The organism is Sphingorhabdus lacus, assembly GCF_009768975.1.
Taxonomy (GTDB): domain Bacteria; phylum Pseudomonadota; class Alphaproteobacteria; order Sphingomonadales; family Sphingomonadaceae; genus Sphingorhabdus_B; species Sphingorhabdus_B lacus.
In genome coordinates this window covers 1,655,790-1,675,749 of record NZ_CP035733.1, presented here as the reverse complement: position 1 = coordinate 1,675,749, position 19,960 = coordinate 1,655,790, and the positions used below count along the sequence as shown (strand labels likewise).

18 protein-coding genes are annotated in these 19,960 nt (G+C 57.6%); 14 read left to right on the top strand and 4 right to left on the bottom strand.

The genetic code is table 11. The features are described from left to right. Positions 1 to 4: 4 nt before the first annotated feature. Positions 5 to 1,534, bottom strand: a complete 1,530-nt coding sequence (gene atpA / locus EUU25_RS07900) for a F0F1 ATP synthase subunit alpha (RefSeq protein ID WP_158899878.1) — start codon at positions 1,532 to 1,534, stop codon at positions 5 to 7. A gap of 9 nt (positions 1,535 to 1,543) precedes the next feature. Continuing rightward, positions 1,544 to 2,110, bottom strand: coding sequence for a F0F1 ATP synthase subunit delta (locus EUU25_RS07895; RefSeq protein ID WP_158899876.1), 567 nt, complete (start codon positions 2,108 to 2,110; stop codon positions 1,544 to 1,546). 213 nt (positions 2,111 to 2,323) lie between these two features. On the opposite strand from EUU25_RS07895, the gene EUU25_RS07890 reads away from it, so the two are divergent. The 14 genes from EUU25_RS07890 to EUU25_RS07825 all read left to right on the top strand — a co-directional run bounded on the left by EUU25_RS07890 (position 2,324) and on the right by EUU25_RS07825 (position 18,247). Next, on the top strand, positions 2,324 to 3,001 hold the full coding sequence (locus tag EUU25_RS07890; RefSeq protein ID WP_158899874.1) for a dienelactone hydrolase family protein: 678 nt from the start codon (positions 2,324 to 2,326) through the stop codon (positions 2,999 to 3,001). Between the two features lie 79 nt (positions 3,002 to 3,080). Beyond that, positions 3,081 to 3,548: a DUF1203 domain-containing protein gene (locus tag EUU25_RS07885; protein WP_158899872.1), complete on the top strand. Its 468-nt coding sequence runs from the start codon at positions 3,081 to 3,083 to the stop codon at positions 3,546 to 3,548. Further along, a complete protein-coding gene (ada, locus tag EUU25_RS07880) occupies positions 3,548 to 4,603 on the top strand; it encodes a bifunctional DNA-binding transcriptional regulator/O6-methylguanine-DNA methyltransferase Ada (protein WP_158899870.1) in 1,056 nt (351 codons plus the stop codon). The genes EUU25_RS07885 and ada overlap by 1 nt, the downstream gene beginning before the upstream one ends. Further along, entirely contained in the window at positions 4,600 to 5,355 is a 756-nt protein-coding gene (locus EUU25_RS07875) for an isocitrate lyase/PEP mutase family protein (RefSeq protein WP_158899868.1), read from the top strand. The genes ada and EUU25_RS07875 overlap by 4 nt, the downstream gene beginning before the upstream one ends. Before the next feature lie 229 nt (positions 5,356 to 5,584). After that, positions 5,585 to 6,202 carry an XrtA/PEP-CTERM system exopolysaccharide export protein gene (locus tag EUU25_RS07870; protein WP_373473757.1) on the top strand — a complete coding sequence of 206 codons (618 nt, stop codon included), beginning with the start codon at positions 5,585 to 5,587 and terminating at the stop codon, positions 6,200 to 6,202. A gap of 34 nt (positions 6,203 to 6,236) precedes the next feature. Further along, entirely contained in the window at positions 6,237 to 7,739 is a 1,503-nt protein-coding gene (locus EUU25_RS07865; RefSeq protein ID WP_158903219.1) for an XrtA system polysaccharide chain length determinant, read from the top strand. A 13-nt stretch (positions 7,740 to 7,752) separates the two neighbouring features. Next, positions 7,753 to 8,736, top strand: coding sequence for an AAA family ATPase (locus tag EUU25_RS07860; RefSeq protein ID WP_158899864.1), 984 nt, complete (start codon positions 7,753 to 7,755; stop codon positions 8,734 to 8,736). 5 nt (positions 8,737 to 8,741) lie between these two features. Next, positions 8,742 to 10,442, top strand: a complete 1,701-nt coding sequence (locus tag EUU25_RS07855) for a hypothetical protein (RefSeq protein WP_158899862.1) — start codon at positions 8,742 to 8,744, stop codon at positions 10,440 to 10,442. A gap of 11 nt (positions 10,443 to 10,453) precedes the next feature. After that, positions 10,454 to 11,596 carry an XrtA/PEP-CTERM system-associated ATPase gene (locus EUU25_RS07850; protein WP_158899860.1) on the top strand — a complete coding sequence of 381 codons (1,143 nt, stop codon included), beginning with the start codon at positions 10,454 to 10,456 and terminating at the stop codon, positions 11,594 to 11,596. A gap of 40 nt (positions 11,597 to 11,636) precedes the next feature. Continuing rightward, the gene (locus EUU25_RS07845) at positions 11,637 to 12,485 is read left to right on the top strand and encodes an XrtA system polysaccharide deacetylase (protein WP_158899858.1); all 849 of its coding nucleotides are present in this window, start codon (positions 11,637 to 11,639) and stop codon (positions 12,483 to 12,485) included. Further along, positions 12,482 to 13,552 carry a FemAB family XrtA/PEP-CTERM system-associated protein gene (locus tag EUU25_RS07840; RefSeq protein WP_158899856.1) on the top strand — a complete coding sequence of 357 codons (1,071 nt, stop codon included), beginning with the start codon at positions 12,482 to 12,484 and terminating at the stop codon, positions 13,550 to 13,552. Before EUU25_RS07845 ends, EUU25_RS07840 begins: the two co-directional genes overlap by 4 nt. Further along, a complete protein-coding gene (locus tag EUU25_RS07835) occupies positions 13,549 to 14,760 on the top strand; it encodes a TIGR03087 family PEP-CTERM/XrtA system glycosyltransferase (RefSeq protein WP_425505213.1) in 1,212 nt (403 codons plus the stop codon). Before EUU25_RS07840 ends, EUU25_RS07835 begins: the two co-directional genes overlap by 4 nt. Continuing rightward, complete coding sequence (gene xrtA, locus EUU25_RS07830) at positions 14,757 to 16,343, top strand: exosortase A (protein ID WP_158899852.1); 1,587 nt, start codon at positions 14,757 to 14,759, stop codon at positions 16,341 to 16,343. Before EUU25_RS07835 ends, xrtA begins: the two co-directional genes overlap by 4 nt. A gap of 11 nt (positions 16,344 to 16,354) precedes the next feature. After that, complete coding sequence (locus EUU25_RS07825; protein ID WP_158899850.1) at positions 16,355 to 18,247, top strand: XrtA/PEP-CTERM system amidotransferase; 1,893 nt, start codon at positions 16,355 to 16,357, stop codon at positions 18,245 to 18,247. Positions 18,248 to 18,275: 28 nt separating this feature from the next. Here the strand turns inward: EUU25_RS07825 and truA are convergent, their stop codons facing one another. Both truA and fmt read right to left on the bottom strand, forming a co-directional pair. Beyond that, positions 18,276 to 19,016, bottom strand: a complete 741-nt coding sequence (truA, locus tag EUU25_RS07820) for a tRNA pseudouridine(38-40) synthase TruA (RefSeq protein ID WP_158899848.1) — start codon at positions 19,014 to 19,016, stop codon at positions 18,276 to 18,278. Then, positions 19,013 to 19,921, bottom strand: coding sequence for a methionyl-tRNA formyltransferase (gene fmt, locus EUU25_RS07815; protein ID WP_158899846.1), 909 nt, complete (start codon positions 19,919 to 19,921; stop codon positions 19,013 to 19,015). Before fmt ends, truA begins: the two co-directional genes overlap by 4 nt. Between the last annotated feature and the right edge of the window lie 39 nt (positions 19,922 to 19,960).

Genomic DNA, 19,960 nt, shown 5'->3' with positions numbered 1-19,960 from the left:
CCGATTATGCGAAGTTTTTCGTGAACTTATCGAGTGCAGCAACCAGCGCCTTCTTGCTGTCGTCGCTGAAGTCGCGGCTATCGCGAATGCCCTTCAGAACGTCGGCATGGTTGGCGCGAAGATCGGCGAGCATTGCATCTTCGTAACGGTTGACGTCTGATACGGGGATGCCGTCCAGATAGCCGTTGGTACCAGCGAAGATCGACGCGGTCTGCTCTTCGAAAGGAAGCGGGCTGAACTGCTTCTGCTTCAGCAGTTCGGTCAAACGAGCACCACGGTTCAGAAGCTTCTGGGTCGAGGCATCAAGGTCCGAACCGAACTGCGCGAAAGCAGCCATTTCGCGATATTGTGCGAGTTCGAGCTTAATCGAGCCCGAAACCTTCTTCATCGCCTTGGTCTGTGCGGCCGAACCAACGCGGCTCACCGAGAGACCCACGTTAATTGCAGGACGGATGCCCTGGAAGAACAGGTCGGTTTCGAGGAAGATCTGGCCATCGGTGATCGAAATCACGTTGGTCGGAATATAGGCCGACACGTCGCCTGCCTGCGTTTCGATGATCGGCAGTGCAGTCAGCGAACCGCCGCCATTTGCGTCGGACATCTTTGCGGCGCGCTCAAGCAAGCGGCTGTGAAGATAGAAAACGTCACCGGGATAAGCTTCACGGCCGGGAGGACGACGCAGCAGAAGCGACATCTGGCGGTATGCAACGGCCTGCTTCGACAAATCGTCATAGACGATCACGGCGTGCATGCCATTGTCGCGGAAATATTCACCCATCGCAACGCCGGTATAAGGCGCGAGATACTGCAGAGGAGCAGGCTCGGACGCGGTCGCGGCAACAACGATCGAATATTCCATCGCGCCTTGCTCTTCCAATGCGCGGACGATCTGCGCAACGGTCGAACGCTTTTGGCCGACGGCGACATAGATGCAGTAAAGCTTCTTCGATTCGTCGGTGCCCTTGTTGACTTCCTTCTGGTTGATGAAGGTGTCGATGGCGACGGCGGTCTTACCGGTCTGACGGTCACCAATGATCAATTCGCGCTGGCCACGGCCAACAGGCACGAGGGCGTCGAGCGCCTTGAGGCCGGTCTGCACAGGTTCCGAAACCGACTGGCGCGGGATGATACCGGGGGCTTTGACTTCAACGCGGCTGCGTTGTGTTGTTTTGAGTGGGCCCTTGCCGTCGATTGGATTGCCGAGGCCGTCCACAACGCGTCCGAGCAGTTCCTTGCCGACGGGAACGTCCACAATGGTGCCGGTCCGCTTGACGACGTCGCCTTCACGAATTTCGCTGTCGGTACCGAAAATAACGACACCGACATTGTCGGCTTCGAGGTTCAGCGCCATGCCCTGAATTCCGTTGGAGAATTCGACCATCTCACCAGCCTGCACGTTGTCGAGGCCGTGGATACGGGCGATACCGTCACCCACCGACAGCACGCTGCCTACTTCCGAAACCTTAGCTTCGGTGCCGAAATTGGCGATCTGGTCTTTAATGACCTTTGAGATTTCTGCGGCACGGATATCCATGATCTGTACTTAGCCTTTCATCGCAGCTGCGAGGGTGTTGAGACGGGTTTTGATACTATTGTCGATCATCTGGCTGCCGATACGGACAGTCAGGCCACCCAAAAGGGAAGGATCGACTTTGGTTTGAATGGCAACGTCGCTTCCGACGCGAGCCTTTAGCTTTGCCGACAGCGCCTTCATCTGCGCGGCGCTGAGTGTATGGGCCGAGGTTACTTCGGCCGTTACTTCGCCGCGATGCGCAGCAGCAAGGGCGGTGTAGGCGCGGGCCACGGCAACGGTTTCGCCAAGACGCCGGTTATCGGCAAGCACGCCCAGGGTCTTTGCCGAAAGCGGATCGAGCTTCATCGCCTTTGCGACAGCAGCGATTGCCTTTTTGGCATCGGTGCGGGTCAGAACAGGGTTGGTGGTCAGCGCCTTCAGGTCAGCCGATTCGCCGACGGCTTTTGCCACCGCGGACATGCTTTTTTCGACGGCATCAATCGCCTTGGAATCGCGCGCCAGTTCGAACAACGCAGTCGCGTAACGCCCAGCTAAACTGGCCTGAATATTAGCAGATGTGCCGCCGGAATGATCCACGCGTGAAAGTCCTCGAATGTGAGACTGAAGAAATGTGCTGACCGGGCCGAAAGGTTGCCCTTTCACTGAAGTCGACGCGCGCCTAGCAGGGGTTTTGTTGCGATGCAAGATGGGGATTTCCAGAAACTCCCTGTTGCCAGCGCCTTTCCATTGGCCACCCTCTTTTCAACGGCGTGCCCAATGCGCAATGTAGGGGAAGAAGAGGAGCACCATATGGGTAAAATGATTCGCATGACGATGGACGACGGCGCTGAAATCGCGGCCTACCACGTCGAGCCGGAGGGAGAGCGTCGCGGCGGACTGGTTCTGGTGCAGGAGATATTCGGCGTTACCGACCATATCCGCGAACTGTGCGACGAATATGCCGCCGATGGATATGAAGTATTGTCACCATCGATCTTCGACCGCGAACATCCCGGTTTCGAAGCCGAATATACCGGGCCTGATTTTGAACGTGCGGTTCAACTCGCGCGTGAACTGCATCCCTTTATGAAAAGCCTGGACGATGCGCAGGTCTGCATCAACGCGCTGAAGGATAAAGGGCCGGTTTTTATCACGGGCTATTGTTATGGCGGCTCGGTCGCTTGGGCGATGGCCGGCATCAGCGATGATCTGGCCGCCGCGTCCTGCTACTATGGCAGCCTGATTCCAACGCTTTACGCCGACAAGGCGCCGAAATGCGCAACGATCGCCCATTTTGGCCGCTTCGATCAGGGCATCCCTATGGAGGGAGTCGAAGCGCTGATTGCCAAAGACCATCCAACTGCGCAGATTTTTGTCTACGACGCCAATCACGGTTTCAATTCTGACCGCCGAAAGGATTATCACGAGCCGAGTGCCGATCTGGCGCGCGAGCGGACGTTGGCCTTATTCAGGGCCTGCGGCGGCTAATCTGCTTTGAAAGCAAGTTTCGGGACGCCGATGGTATACGCGCCATCTATTCTGGACCCCATCAACAAGGAGCCGGAATATGAGCTATCGAATTACAGGATTGGACAGTGAGCCCTTCGCGGAATTGTTCGACATGAATGATACAGCGTTAGCTGAAAGAGGCGCGGTGCGCGTGACCGCCGCTGCCGACAAGGGCTGGCCCTGCCGGATCAGTCTGGAGGATGCCAAGGCAGGCGAGGAGTTGATTTTACTCAATCACCTCAGCCATGATGTGGCGACGCCTTATCGCTCATCTTATGCGATATATGTTCGCAGGGCCGCCAGCATGGCTGCTGAATTTGTCGATGAAACGCCTCCTGTATTTGAAGGTCGCCCCATGGCGTTCCGCGCATTCGACACCGATGGCATGCTCCGTAATGCCGCCCTCGCGCTACCCGGACAGGCGGATGATAAAATCCGCGAACTGTTCGAAAGCGAAAGCATCGCGTATATCCATGCGCATAATGCTGCGCATGGCTGTTTTTCGGCGCGGATCGAACGGGCGTAATGTTGGTGATAAAAGTGGACAGTCAGAGCGAAGTAGATCCCGATTGGGCTTATGATGCCTTTGACCGACGCGACCGCTCGCTCGACGGGCAGTTCGTCGGTGCCGTGAAAACGACCGGCATTTACTGCAAACCGAGCTGTCCGGCGCGCCGGCCCCTGCGCGAAAATGTCGAGTTTTTCTGGAAAGCCGGGGATGCGCGGAAGGCAGGGTACAGGGCATGTTTACGCTGCAAGCCCGACGAAGTAGGGCGTGATCGAGAGGCGGTGGCCATGGCGCTGGAGTTGATCGGGCAGTCCGAAGATGCCTTGTCATTGGAAGCAATTGCCGATGCAGTCGGGTATGCGCCACATCATTTCCACAGGCTGTTCAAACGCGAAACGGGCGTTACGCCTGCGGTCTACGCGCGTTCACTACGTGCGAAGCGGGCGGCTGAGGCGCTTGACGGCGAAGGAAGTGTAACAGATGCTATTTACGATTCGGGTTATTCCGGCCCCAGCCGCTTTTACGCCAATACAAAGGGGCATTTGGGTATGACACCAAGCGCATGGAAAAATGGCGGGGCAGGGGTGACGATCCGTTGGGCTGTCGTGCCAACCGCCTTAGGGCAAATGCTGCTCGCTGCGACAGACAAGGGCATATGCCGTCTTTCGTTTGATGAGGATGAAACCGCGTTGCTGAAAAGATTCCCAAAGGCTTTGATCATCGCAGGAGGAAAGGCGCTGGAAGATTTGGTAGCCGGAGCCGTCGCTGCGATTAATCATCCCTCGCTAATGCCAGATCTTCCTTTGGACGTTTCAGGCACAGCATTTCAGCAAGCCATTTGGAAGGAACTGCAGCGAATTCCGCCGGGCGAAACCCGGACTTATGCCGAAATTGCCGCAGCCGTGGGCAAACCCAAGGCGGTGCGCGCCGCCGGAAGCGCCAATGGCGCGAATAATGTCGCTGTCCTGATACCCTGCCACCGCGTTATCCGCACCGATGGGGGCTTGGGTGGTTACGCTTACGGGGTCGCGCGCAAAGAGAAATTACTTGAGACCGAGAGGAAGAACGCATGAACGATAAGATCAAGCATTTTGGTGATTTGCACGTTCCCGGCGATCCGCTCATCCTTTACAATATCTGGGACGCGGGCAGTGCCAAGGCCGTGAGCGAAGCCGGGGCAAAGGCCATAGCCACAGGAAGCTGGGGTGTGGCCTGCTCGCTGGGCTTCAAGGATGGCGAAACTTTGCCGATTGATGCGGCGCTCGCGAATCTGGAGCGCATATTATCGGTCACCGATCTGCCGGTGACCATCGATATGGAGGCGGGCTATGGCGCCGATCCGGCGGCTGTCGGCGCGTCGGTTGCGCGCGCGGCTGCGGCTGGCGCGGTTGGCATTAACATTGAAGACAAGGACCCGGTGACACGGAAATTATTCGAAACGCCTGATGCTGCAGCTCGCATCAAGGCGGCCGCAGCGTCAGGGCTGTGGGTCAATGCCCGGGCTGACCTCTTCATTCTGACCCCGAAGGAGCAGCATGACGCGGCTGTGGTAGATGCCGTCGTCGAACGCGCCAAAGCCTATGCCGATGCAGGCGCAAGCAGTCTGTTCGTGCCGTTCATTTATGAAGCGGTCTTGATCGGACGGCTGTGCGAAAAATCGCCCTTGCCGGTAAACATCCTCGTTGGTGAAGCTATCCCGGATATCAAAACCCTTGCAGGCTTGGGCGTTGCGCGGATCAGCCACGGCCATGGTCCATGGGCAAAGGCCATGCAGGATTTAGGTGAAGCTGCGAGAGCGGCCATGGCGTCGCTCAATCAAGGTTAAGGCGTCGGCGTGATTGGCGCATAAAGATTTGCGGATACTGTTGTACCCAAACGGGACGACACTGATTTTACATCACAAAACTGGTTAATACTAACGGTATGTTCACCCTTTTTCTCCATAGCGAAGTCCAATCTGCGAGAGTTGCAGGTCCGTCAATAGGGGCGTGACCATCTGATTCGTCGCAGGTTCAGAAGGACTGGCGATGAAGAACGCATTGAAAATCAGACTGATGCTGGCGCTTGGCGCAATGGCCACGGTGGTGACGGGATGCAGTTCTGTGTCCGGCGGTCCGGAGCTGCCGCAGGCCCCGACCGTTTCGGTTCGCGAAGGTCCGGGCGAAGATTATATGATTGGTCCGCTCGATCAGCTGACTGTTTTTGTCTGGCGGAACCCGGAACTGGGCGCAAAAGTGCAGGTTCGACCCGATGGCCGGATCACGACCCCGCTGATTACCGATATGCCCGCCGTTGGCAAAACGCCGACGATGCTGGCGCAAGACATCAAGCTTCAACTGTCCCAATATATCAACGATCCCATCGTTTCGGTCATTGTGAACGAATTTGCCGGAACCACTTCGCAACAGGTCCGCATCGTCGGCGCGACCGAGAAGCCTGCTTCGATCCCCTACCGGGCCAATATGACCGTCCTGGATGCCATGATAGCCGTAGGTGGTCTGTCGGAATATGCCGCCGGGAATAAGGCGCGTTTGATCCGGCACAACAAGGGTACCGGCGTTCAGAAGGAATATTCCCTCCGCCTGGGCGACTTGCTGAAGCGCGGCGACAGCAAGGCCAATGTTCTGCTCGAACCGGGCGATGTCATCATCATCCCCGAAAGCATGTTCTGAAATCTATTGGACCGAAGAAAGCCAATCCACTGATATGAACAGCCTCTACGACGAATTCCGAATTGCCGTGCACAGCGTGTGGAACCGCCGCTGGCTTGCGCTGGCCGTTGCGTGGGGCATTTGTATCTTGGGATGGCTGGTTATCGCCATGATCCCCAACAAATATGAATCCAAGGCGCAAATCCAGGTGCGCACCCAATCCATTTTGTCGGATCAGGTCGGCATCACGCCGCAGGATCAGCGCCGTAACATCCAGCAATTGGAGCAAACACTGATTTCATCCGAAAACCTCGCCAAAGTTGTGCGCGGGACGGATCTCGGCGCTTCAGTCGCTACCGATCAGGAACTGGCCGGTAAGGTCGAAAGTCTGCGTACCAATATTGAGGTGAAGGCAGAGCAAGACGACTTCTTCGCCATCAGCGCCAAATTGCCAAGCGGAAAACTTGCCCGCGATGTGGTTCAAAAGCTTATCGATGTCGCCGAAGAAGACAATATTGCCGGTGACCGCAAAACCACCAGCCAGACATTGCGCTTCCTCGATGCCCAGATTGAAGGGCGGCAAAAGGAATTGGCCGATGCCGAGGCCAAGCGTGTTGCATATGAAACGCAGAATCTCGGCTTGCTACCGGGCGTGGGCTCTGTGTCGCAGCGCATGGAAGCGTCGCGGGCAGAGTTAAGCCAGATTGACTCGCAACTTATTCAGGCGCGCAGTGCGCTGGCTGCCCTCAATGGTCAGTTGGCGGGAACGCCTGCAACGCTGAACACCCCTTCTGCCGGTGGCGGTTCGCCGTCGGCCTTGGGTCAGGCACAGGGTGAACTGGCTTCTATGCGGGCCCGTGGTTTTACCGACAGCCATCCCGATGTGGTGGCGATACGCAACCAGATTGCAAATCTACGCGCTCAGGGCGGCGGTGGTGCCGGGGCTGGTGGCTATAGAACACCAAATCCAGCCTATAGTTCGCTCCAGTCGATGCGTGCCGAACGCGAAGCTTCGGTTACAGCGTTGCAGGCGCGTAAGAGCGCACTCCAGTCCGATATGGCACAACTGGCTGCAAAACAGACTGCCGAACCGGGTGTCGCAGCCGAATATCAGCGCATCAACCGCGACTATGAAGTGCTCAAAGCGCAATATGACAAGCTCGTCACCGAACGCGACCAGATCCGTTTACGTGGTCAGGTGGAAACGCAGACGGATGCCGTGCAGTTTCGGGTCGTCAAGGAACCATCCTTGTCCAATGTTCCCGCCGCCCCTAACCGGCCGTTGCTGCTCGCTGCAGTCCTGATCGCGGGCGTAGGCGCTGGCGTTGGTGCTGCTTTTGCCCTCGGCCAGTTGCAGACCAGCTTTCCCACTGCCGCCAAGCTGGAGCGGGCGAGCGGACTGCCGGTCATCGGCTCGATTTCGCAAATGCTGGGCAGTGAAGAGCGCGCACAGCGCAAGCAGAAAATGAAGTTGTTCTATGGAGCATCGGGCGGACTTGTCTGTGTCTTTGCGCTGCTGCTGGTCGCGGAATTTGTCCAGCGCGGCCTGACGGCGTGAGGGAGCGGGAAAAATGAACAAGCATAGCTCAATCAAATCGTCGGGTTCGCTGCTCGAGCGGGCATCCGAACTATATGACTTTGGCGCCGCGCTGCGTGGTGGAGCGGCTCCTGCAACTGTTCCGCCGGTTGTCGAAACAGAACAGCCGGTAGTTGAGCAGCCCAAAGCAGAGCAGCCCAAAGCAGAGCAGCCCGTGCCCGTGGCACAGGCACCTGTCGTTGCGCCGGTCCGGTCGGCCATGGCGCCAGCACCTGTCAGCCGCACACAAGTGACGATCAGCCGCGAGCGGCTGGCCGCGCATAATTTCATTGTGCCGGACGGCCCGGTCACCGGGCTTTCCGAAGAATTCCGCATTGTGAAACGGCAGCTTCTTCTGGCGGCGCGGGGCGGCAAAGGTTTTGACGCTTTGCCCCATGGCGAACGCATTCTGATTTGCTCGGCTAATCCCGACGAAGGCAAGACCTACTGTGCGATCAATCTCGCCCTTTCCATGGCCAGTGAGAAAGATAACCGTGTCCTGCTTGTCGATGCGGACTTTGCCAAACCTAGCGTTCTGTCCACGCTCGGAATTGAAAAGCATCGTGGTTTCATGGATGCCCTTGCCGATCCCGCTTGCGATGCGGAATCGCTTGTTCTGCAAACCGATATTGATGGCCTGTCCATCCTTCCGGCCGGAAGCCAGACCAACCAGGATACCGAATATCTTGCGGCTTCCCGCACCGCGGAAATCATAGACCAGCTGACCCGGAACGATCCGGCGCGGATCATCATTTTTGACTCGCCGCCTGCGCTTGCCGCTTCTCCGGCATCTGTTCTGGCCTTGCATGTCGGACAGACCCTCATGGTCGTCCACGCAGATGTGACCACCGAGAGCGCATTGCGGGATGCCCTCAGCCTTTTGAGCGGCTGCGAACATATCCAGCTTTTGCTCAACCGCACCAAATTCTCTCCGACCGGACGAAAGTTCGGCAATTACTACGGATATGGAGCTTCGTAATGCACATGCCTGTTTTGAAAATTGCATTGCTGGCAGGGGTCGCACTCTCGCCGTTACCAGCGTTGGCACAACAAATTGATCCGGACTGGTCGCCCGTCGAAGATAATTATGCCAGTTCCGATGAGGCGTCGGACGATGCAGCACCGGTGAGCAAAAAGCGTGGAAAGAAGCGCGCCGAGCCCCGTGTCGAAGTCGTACCTTATATCGAAGTGCAGCAGGTTCTGGTCGCCGATCTGAAAAATGGCGGGGATGTATTGACCTACTCCACGGTTGCGGCAGGCGTGGATGCGTCGATTGCGACCCGCCGGGCCGAAGGTCAGGTCAGCGTCCGCTATGAGCGGCTGATCGGTTATGACAATGGCGTTGATGATCAGGATATCGTGACCGGTCTGGCGCGTGGTTCTTTGGCGGTGACGCGGAACCTCAGCCTTGAAGCCGGCGCAGTTGCCGCACGCTCGCGCGTCGATGGTCGCGGTGCAGCCCCTGTCAATCTTGTGGGTAATCCCGACAATATCACGCAAGTCTATTCCGTTTATGGTGGACCTACTTTTACGACCCAGGCTGGGGACCTCAGTATCAACGCCGCCTACCGTGCAGGTTATACGAAGGTCGAAACCAAAGATTCGGTTGTCCTGCCCGCAGGCCAGCAGCGTTTTGACCAGTTTGACGACAGCGTCAGCCAATTGGCGACGGCTTCTGTCGGTATGCAGCCTGGTCCTTTGCCCATCGGATGGGCCGTCAGCGGCAGTTGGCAGCGCGAAGATGCGGGGCAGCTTGATGGCCGCTTTGACGGCAAATATGTCCGCGGCGATGTGACTGTTCCGGTGTCGCCCACCTTGGCGCTTGTTGGCGGCATTGGGTATGAAGATATCGAGATATCGGAGCGTGACGCACTGCGCGATGCCGGCGGCGTTCCGATCGTCGGCACGGACGGACGGCTTGTTAAAGACCCGAACTCACCCCGGCTGATTGCCTATCAAACCGATGGCCTGATCTGGGATGCAGGCGTACTGTGGCGTCCAAGTCCCCGGACTTCGGTCGAGGCGCGTTACGGTCGCCGCTATGGATCGGACATTTATATCGGTAGCCTCAGCTACCGGCCCGGACGCGACTGGGCGGTGAATGTGTCGGTGTACGATACGGTCACTGGCTTTGGCAGCCTGTTGAACGACAATCTGGCGGCGTTGCCTACGCAGTTCCGGACCACACGCAATCCGCTTTCCGGCGATATTGGCGGCTGCGCCTTTGGACAGAGCGGGGGGCTGTGCCTGAACGACGCATTGCAAAATGCGTCCTCAGCCGCATTCCGCCAGCGCGGTATCACGGCATCCTTTAGCGGGACGACTGGTGGCTGGGACACGGGTGTGGCGTTGGGGTACAACCGGCGCAAGGCGATAGCCTCAAGCTTGGGCGCGCAGGCCGTGGTGAATGGCGTGACCGATGAATTTTTCTTCGCGGCAGCCTATCTGGGAACCAATATCGACCAGCGGACCCGCTTTGAATCAAATATTTATGCAAGCTATTTCGATTCAGGATTTGCAAGCGCCAACGATGTTCTGCAAACTGGTGCAAATGCAGCGCTTTACCGCCAGATTATTCGTGGACTTTCTGCGAAGGCTGCGGTCGGCCTCGACAGCTATCGCCAAGAGGATTTCGACAGCGAACTGACGGCCTCCGCCCTGCTCGGTCTGCGGTATAGTTTTTAAGGGACATCACGATGTACGACCAATATTACAATCTATCCTCCCGTCCTTTTCAGCTCACGCCTGATCCGCAATTCTATTTCGAGAGCGCGACGCATCGTAAAGCCTTGTCCTATCTTGGCTATGGCCTTGCCCAGGGCGAAGGGTTCATCGTGATCACAGGGGAGGTCGGTGCAGGTAAATCGACCTTGGTCAGCCATCTGATGCAGAGCGTTGATAAGGCCCGGCTGACGGCGGCGACAATCGTTACAAGCCAGCTTGATGGACTTGATATGGTGCACATGACCGCCGAATCCTTCGGGATCGACACACGTGGGCTGGACAAAGCGGCAACATTGAAAAGCATCGAAAACTTCCTGCACGCCGAAGCGCGCGCCGGGCGTCGTTGTTTGCTGGTTGTGGACGAAGCGCAGAATCTTTCGGTGGATGCACTGGAAGAACTGCGCATGCTGTCCAATTTCCAGCTAGGTTCGTCCGCCTTGCTGCAGATTTTTCTGCTCGGCCAACCTGAGTTTCGCGACCTCGTCCGCGATGCCCCCGAACTTGAGCAATTGCGTCAGCGTGTGATCGCGACGCACCATCTTGAGCCGATGGATGCGAACGAAGTCGAGCCTTATATCGTGCATCGCCTTTCACGCGCCGGCTGGAATGGCCGACCTGAAGTTACGGCGGATGCCTATGCCGTGCTCTTTGCCGAAACGGCTGGGGTTCCCCGCAAGCTGAATACCCTTATGAACCGGGTCATGCTGATGGGAGCGGTTGAACAGGTCGACACATTGGACGGTCGCATGGTTGGCGCAGTCATTGCGGATATGGCAGGCAAGCCTTTCGCCTATGAAGCGCCGATGTCTACACATGCTCCGGTCCAGGAAACTGCACCTGAAGCCGAAAAGCGCTCGGCGGTTCCAGAACCTGAAATGACGAAAACGCCGGTAGAAGACGTGGCGACGGACAAAATTGCCATCGTCCCGCAGACTGCGCCATCATTTGCTGACAGCGCAGAATTGGAAGCGCTGACGGCGCGTATCGCAATGCTGGAACAGCGTGTGACGGAGCAGGAAGCCGCTCTGCGTCGCGTTCTGTCGATGATGATTGATTGGATGGATAAAGAAACCCGTCTCGACGCGCGGTTCATGCAGAATAATCGCGCAGCTTAATCGCGGCGTCCATATCGCTTTTTAAAGGGATTATCATTCGGTGCTTAACGCGCTCTCTGTGGATGTTGAAGACTGGTTTCAGGTCGGGGCGTTTGAAACCGTCATCGACCGGAACAGTTGGGATTCGCGGGAGTGCAGGGTCGAGCGCAACACCGATTTGGTGTTGGAATTGTTCGATGATGCGGACGTAAAGGCAACCTTTTTCACGCTTGGCTGGGTAGCCGAGCGTTATCCCGCGTTGATCCGTCGTATCGTTGAAAATGGGCATGAAATCGCCAGCCATGGTTACGGCCATGACCGCGTCTTTACTTTCACTCCGGAACAATTTGCCGCCGACCTCATCCGGTCGCGCGCGTTGATCGAGGATGCCGCAGGCGTCGCCGTGACCGGCTATCGTGCGCCCAGCTTTTCCATCGACCAGCGCACGCCATGGGCGCATGAAATTTTGGCCGAGCAGGGCTATGCCTATTCCTCCAGCGTCGCCCCGATCAAGCACGACCATTATGGCTGGGCAGAGGCCCCGCGCTTTGCCTTTCGCCCCGTTGCCGGAAGTGATTTTCTGGAAATACCGGTCACGACGGCGGAGCTTGGTCCAAAGCGCCTTGCGGCCGGTGGCGGAGGCTTCTTCCGTCTGTTGCCCTATGCCTTTTCGCGATGGGCGATCCATCAGGTCAACGAGCGCGATGGACGTCCGGCGGTTATCTATTTCCATCCCTGGGAAATTGATCCCGAACAGCCACGTGTCGCGAACGCACCGCTCAAGTCGAAAATCCGCCACTATACCAAGCTGGACGTGATGGCCGCCAAATTGCGCCGCTTGCCGCAGGATTTCCAATGGGAGCGGCTGGACAGCGTTGTCGCACGGGAAAAAGCAAGGCTCGCGGCATGAACGCCCCGCTGTTGCGGTCTAGGCTTGCTGTGCGCATGGCCAATCTAAAAGACGCGGACGAAGTGTCGCGCCTCGGTGCGTGGATCATGGCGCACGAACAAGGGTTGCCATTTCACCGGCCCAATTGGCTTTTGGCGATCGAAGAAGCGACCGGCCAAAGGGCGCATTGCCTGATCGCCGAGCGGGCAGGAGATATTGCCGCAATCCTGCCATTCCATCTCGTGCACTCACCACTTTTCGGGCGGGCATTGGTTTCGTCTGCATTTGCTGTGGGCGGCGGAATAGTGTCGAATAGCGCAACGGCGACGCAGCGGTTGGCGGCCGAAATTTGTGGTCTCGCCGAACGTTGGAGTTGCCCGACGGTCGAACTGCGCGGCGGATCGATGCCGGGGCGCGGCTGGATCGAAAAGCGGGATTCGCATGCAAATTTCCTGAAGCCATTACAGGCGGATAGTGAAGCCGAGCTTCTGGCGATACCGCGCAAGCAACGTGCCGAAGTGCGCAAAGGTCTGGAAAATGGCTTGGCTGTGGTCACGGGCCGCACCGACCGGGATCTGGATTGGCATTATCGTGTTTATGCGGAGAGTGTTCGTAATTTGGGCACGCCGGTATATCCCAAGGGATTGATGGCTGCAGTCCTGCAACGTTTCGGCGAGGATGCGGACATACTAACGGTGCTGCACGAAGGACAACCCGTCGCCAGCGTATTCAGCCTTTATCATAAGGGCATTGTCATGCCCTATTGGGGCGGCGGTGTGTGGGATGCGCGGCGGTTGCGGGCAAATGATGTCATGTATTACGCCTTGATGGATCACGCGCGCAATCGCCGCTGCACCCATTTCGACTTTGGCCGGTCAAAGACGGATTCGGGCGCCTATCATTTCAAGAAAAACTGGGGTTTTGAACCCGAGCCAATGGCCTATGCCATCCATACGGCGGATGGTCAGGAACCGCGCGATATCAACCCCAATAGCCCAAAATATCGGGCACAGATTGCGCTCTGGCAAAAACTGCCTTTGCCCGTTGCCAACTATCTGGGGCCATGGATTGCCAAAGGACTAGGTTGATGCGCGAGATCCTTTTTCTCGCCCACCGCATTCCTTGGCCAGCCGATCGGGGCGATAAAATCCGGTCGCACCATATTTTGAAGCGGCTATGCGAAATCGCGCCGGTCCATGTAGGCACTTTTGCCGATGATGAGCGCGACATGGGCTTTGCAGAGGCGATGGATGGACTTGTGGCATCCCGCCATGTCGAATTGCGCAGCAAGCCCCAATGGCAAGCGGGATTGGAAGGACTAGTCACCGTACAGGCCATATCTGTGCGCAGTTTCGCAAGTCGATCAATGCAAAACTGGGTGGATGCTACCATCGCATCGGGGCAAATCAGCCATATTTTCTGTTTTTCTGGGCAAATGGCGCAATATGTCCCAGCGGATTTTCATGGCCGCTTCATCATGGACTTTGTCGACGTTGATAGCGCCAAATTTGAAAGCTACGCCGAAGAGGGGCATGCCTTAATGCGCTGGGTGAACCGGCGTGAAGGGCGTGTGCTGGGCACGTTCGAAGCGGAAATCGCAGCCCGCGCCGATGCGAGCCTGTTGGTGAGCGAGGCGGAGGCAGAGCTGTTCCAAAGGCGCACAGCAGCCAGCACAGTGATGGCGTTGGGCAATGGTATCGACACCAGCTTCTATGATCCCGAAGGGCATTACAAAAAACTGCACCCACCTTTTCCCGATCCCTTGATCGTCTTCACCGGCCAGATGGATTACAGGCCCAATATCGAAGCCGTTTCGGATTTTGCGCAGCACGCCATGCCTGCAATTCGCGCGCAGCATCCCGAAGCCACCTTTGCGATTGTAGGGCGTAGCCCGACGCAGGCGGTTTCCGATCTGTCGATGTTGCCAGGTGTCCAAGTCACAGGCGCGGTCGACGACGTGCGGACATGGCTTGCTGCGGCGGATGTGGTTGTTGCCCCACTGCGTATTGCAAGGGGTATCCAGAACAAGGTGCTCGAAGCGATGGCGATGGCGAAGCCGGTTGTCGCTTCGCCTGCCGCAGCCGAAGGCATTGACGCCGAACATGGGCAGCATTTTTTCGTGGAAGAGAATGTCGGTGCAGAGGCCGCGCGCGTTTGCGCCTTATTGGCCGAACCCAGTTCAGGTCTCTCCATCGGAAAGGCCGCACGTGCCCATGTTATCAACCATTATGGGTGGCGCAGCCAGCTTACACCGCTTGATCGCCTGATGGGCCTTGGCACGGATGACCCGCAATGAGCGACGATGTGCCGCAGGACAATCCGGACGAGGAAACTATTCCTGAAACCGTCCCAGCCGAGACGGAAGAAGAACTCACCCCCGCTCTGACCGATTTTGTTGATCAATGGCATCGCCCGCTCCAGCTTCTCGCTGCACTTTGGGCTGCTCTGCTCCTGCTGTTCTGGCGCGACACGGCGGATATGGTGGCCATTTGGTGGAACAGTTCCACCTTTAACCATTGCCTTTTGATCGTGCCGATCCTCGGTTGGCTGGTGCTGCAACGCAAGGAATTGCTTTTCCAACTGAAGCCCGAGCCGTGGACACCAGCGTTACTTTACGGGGCCGTAGGCGTGGGCGGCTGGTTGCTCGGCGATGCCGCAGGATTGGCGGTCGCGCGACAGTTAGGCCTGATCATGATGCTTCAGGGCAGCGTGGCGGCAGTACTGGGTGCGAATGTCGCACGGGGCCTGCTCTTCCCGCTTTTCTATATGTTCTTTCTGGTGCCTATTGGCGAAGAGGCGGTGCCTGCTTTGCAAACGCTGACCGCGAAAATGTGCATGATCCTGCTCGGCTGGACCGGAATTCCGGCGCACATAGACGGGATATTTATCACAACCCCCACGGGCTATTTTCGTGTCGCCGAGGCATGCTCCGGCGTCAAATTCCTGATCGCAATGATTGCTTATGGCGTTTTGGTTGCCAATCTGTGCTTCAACCATTGGCCGCGGCGGATCGCCTTTCTTGCGGCATGTGTTGTCGTGCCAATACTAGCCAACGGCCTTCGCGCTTTTGGTACCATTTATATTGCCCATCATAGCAGCAATGAATTTGCATCCAGTTTTGACCATGTCTTTTACGGGTGGATATTTTTCGGCATCGTCATTGCGATCGTAATGGCCGCAGGTTGGCCCTTTTTTGACCGGAAGGCGGATGCGCCCGCTTTTGACCCAGCTGCGCTTCAGGCACCGGTGGGTCGATCGACCACATATCTGCGCGCCTCCATTGCAATTATGTTGGTCGCCGCACTGCCTTTTGGATGGTCGACCTATAGCGCAACCAAATCCTCCCCAACGCCCGAGCGCATAACATTGCCGCAGGTGGAGGGCTGGGACATTGTTCCTTACGCGCCGACGGTCCACTGGACGCCGCGTTTCGTGGGTGGCAGCCATTATTTGTCGGGGCGGTATCGGAATAAGGCAGGGCAGGAGGCCGATCTCTTTGTAGTCGTTTATGATCGGCAGAGCGAAGGGAGCGAATTGGTCGGCTTTGGTCAAGGTGCCATTGATCCGGATGGTTTCTGGTCGTGGACCGCAAACACATCTGCACCGCCCAATGGGAAAGCCGAACGTATAAAGACGCAAGGTGCAGCGCGCGAAGTGGTGAGCTTTTATCGTGTGAACGGCGTCACCAGTGGTTCGGGTCCGCGCATCAAACTGGCCACATTGCAGGCGCGCCTCTTGGCCGGAGACCAGCAGGCAGTGGCAATCGTTGTGTCGGCGGAACAGATCGGCAATCAGTCGCCTCGGCCCGCTATCGATGCTTTTGTCAAATCCTTGGGCGATATCGATAAAATGGCTGACCGCTTCGCCGGTTTGCGATAGGGACCGCCCCCATGTGTGGCATTGCAGGCATTTTTCATATCGAAACGGCCAAGCCGGTTGACCCTGAACGGGTAAAGCGGATGACGAATGCCATCGCCCATCGGGGCCCCGATGGATCGGGTGTATGGACCGCACCGGGAGTCGGGCTGGGCCATCGGCGCTTGTCTATCATTGATCTTGAAGGCGGGGCGCAGCCGATGCATTCGGACGATGGCGCGCTGACCCTGACCTTTAACGGGGAAATCTATAATTTCCGGGAATTGCGGAAAGAATTGGAAGCGGCCGGTTATAGCTTTGCGACCCAAAGCGACAGTGAGGTCATCCTGCACGGTTGGCGCCACTGGGGGCTAGACTGTGTATCGCATTTTCACGGCATGTTTGTCTTTGCGATCTTCGATGCCCGCACCAAACAGCTCTTCCTCGCGCGAGATCGGCTCGGTGTAAAACCGCTCTTTTACGCGGCAATTCCTGACGGCAGCATCCTGTTTGGGTCGGAACTCAAGGCGCTAACGGCCCACCCCGCATTGCGCCGCGAAATCGACCTTTCCGCCGTCGATGATTATCTCACCTTTGGTTATGTACCCGACCATAATTGCATCGTGCGGGGGGTCAGCAAACTGCCGGCTGGGCATTATCTTCTGCTGCAACTGGGGCAACCGCTTGGTAAGCCGGTTCAATATTGGGATCTGGATTTTAGCAAGCGGACGCGCGGCAGTCAGGGTGAACTGTCCGAAGAATTGCTACGTCTGATGCGGCAGGGTGTCACTTCACGCATGGTCGCGGACGTGCCGTTGGGGGCATTTCTGTCCGGCGGGGTCGACAGCAGCAGCGTCGTCGCGCTGATGGCGGAAGCCTCCCGCCAGCCGATCAAGACCTGTTCCATCGGCTTTGATGTCGGCGCGCTTGATGAAAGCGAATATGCCGAAACTATCGCTCGTCGTTTTGCAACCGACCACCGTAGCCGCAAAGTCGCCGCGGATGATTTCGGCCTGATTGACAAACTGGCCCATCATTTTGACGAACCTTTTGCAGATGCATCCGCCTTGCCCACTTATCGGGTGTGCGAACTGGCACGCGAGCAGGTAACCGTTGCATTGTCGGGCGATGGCGCGGACGAGGCGCTTGCTGGCTATCGGCGGCACGTGTTCCACCACAAGGAAGAGCAATTGCGCGGTCTTTTGCCGCAAAATGTGCGCGGTCCGCTGTTCGGTGCGCTGGGTAAATTCTATCCGAAAGCCGATTGGGCACCACGTCCGCTGCGCGCAAAAACAACGCTGCTGTCGCTCGCCCGCACCGGTCCGGAAGGCTATACCGATGCCGTCAGTCTGACCAACGCGGACCAACGCCACCGACTATATTCGCAGCGTATGCGCGGGGCGCTGGATGGATATCGCGGCGAAACCTATATGGAAAATCTGATGGCGAGGGCGCCCGCACAGAGCGGCCTTGATCAGGCCCAATATGCCGATATGAAAATGTGGCTGCCGGGCGATATCCTGACCAAGGTCGACCGCACCAGCATGGCCGTCGGCCTCGAAGCACGGGAGCCGCTATTGGACCACCGGCTGTTGGAATTTGCCGCAAGCCTTCCCGAGCGCATGCGTATCCGTGGCGGGCAGGGCAAATGGCTGATGAAAAAGACGATGGAAGGCCACCTTCCACACGATATTCTCTACCGGCCAAAAATGGGTTTTGTGACCCCTATTGACCAATGGTTTCGAGGGGCTTTGGCGGACGAAGCTCGTGCTCTTTCATCAAGCCGCATTTTTGCACAGATGGACCTGTTCGACAGCAAAATGATTGCGAAAGCCGCCGAGGATCATATCGCCGGACGCGTCAACAACGGGCGACTTTTGTGGCAGTTGGTTATGCTCGAAAAATCATTGGCCGGACTTTTCGGCTGACGAAACATGCGGGCCAGTTAAAGACCGATTACGGGTAACGCGCGGCTACAAAGTAAAGACCCTCCGGCGGGGCATTTTCCGCGAGCGCCGACCGGTTTCGCGCGGCAAGCGCTGCCTTTAAATCTTGTGTGGTCCAGCGACCTAATCCTACGGCGGCAAGGCATCCAACCATGGACCGGACCTGGTGATGCAAGAACGACAATGCTGCGGCCTCAACAATGATATGATCGCCCTCGCGCCGCACATTCAAACGGTCGAGGGTTTTGAGCGGGCTGGCGGATTGGCAGGCCGTGGAACGAAATGTTGTGAAATCATGCAGGCCGACGAGCAACTGGGCCGCCTCGTGCATGGCGTCCGCATCCATTTCTGGCCCGATCCGCCAAACGCGGCCCTTCTCCAATGTGAGTGGCGCGCGGCGGTTGAGAATGCGGTATTCGTAGGACCGGCCGATGCACGTGTAGCGGGCATGCCATTCCGGATCCACTTCCTCACAGGCCAAAATCGCGATGGGATGCGGACGCAGATGGGCGTTGATCGCGCCCATCAGGCGAAAGGGCGGCAAAAGTTTCTGGACGTCGACATGCGCCCGCATTCCTAGCGCATGCACGCCCGCATCGGTGCGGCCCGCACTGTAGACCAGCGTTTTCTCGCCGGTGGTTTTGAAGATAGCCTCCTCAATCGCACCTTGCACGGAAGGACCATGGTCCTGCCACTGCCAGCCCATATAGGGACCGCCATCAAATTCGATGGTCAACGCAAATCGGGTCATGCGAGCATGGTACCTTGTGCGATAGGCTTGCCGCGCAACAGATCGGCAGTCGGCATGGCAGGCTTTCCAGCGCGTTGGATTACGGTCGGGCGGATTGCATCCGTGCCGCACGCTATGGTGAGGCCGTCGTCCAATACTTCGCCTGCTGTTTGGGGCTGTGCTGGAATGATCTGCGCTTCCAATATGCGATAACGCTCGCCTTCATATTCGAACCAGGCGCCTGGGGCTGGGTTGAACGCACGGATTTGCCGTTCGACCACTTCGGCGGGTTGCAGAAAATCAATGCGGGTTTCGGCCTTGTCGATCTTGGCGGCGTAAGTAATGCCCTCGCCGGATTGCGCGATGGCCGGATGCGCTGCCATGTCCTGCAAGACAATGACCATCAATTCTGCCCCCAGTTCGGCGAGTTCGGCGGTCAATTCGCCCGTAGTTTTGCTGCCAATTTCAATCTCGGTCGTTGCGCGAACCGGGCCTGTGTCCAAGCCGGCCTCCATTTGCATGACCATGACGCCTGTGGTCCGGTCCCCCGCCAAAATGGCACGCTGCACTGGCGCAGCCCCACGCCAGCGAGGGAGCAGGGAGCCATGGACGTTGAGGCAGCCAAATTTCGGTGCGTCCAAAACGGCTTGCGGCAAAATCAGGCCATAGGCCGCGACGATAGCTGCATCGAGGTCAAGCGCGGCAAACTCCGCCTGCGCCTCTGCGGTACGAAGCGAAAGCGGACTTCGCACGGGCAGGCCAAGTTCCTCGGCGCGTGTCTGCACAGCCGACGGTGTCAGCTTTTTGCCGCGATTGGCAGGGCGCGGCGGCTGGGTATACACTGCGACAAGCTCATGCCCCGCAGCGACCAGGGCATCAAGGCTTGGAACCGCAAATTCCGGTGTTCCCATAAAGGCAAGGCGCATCGTGACTTTTCCTTTGTTTGAAAGCCCCCTAAGACGTGG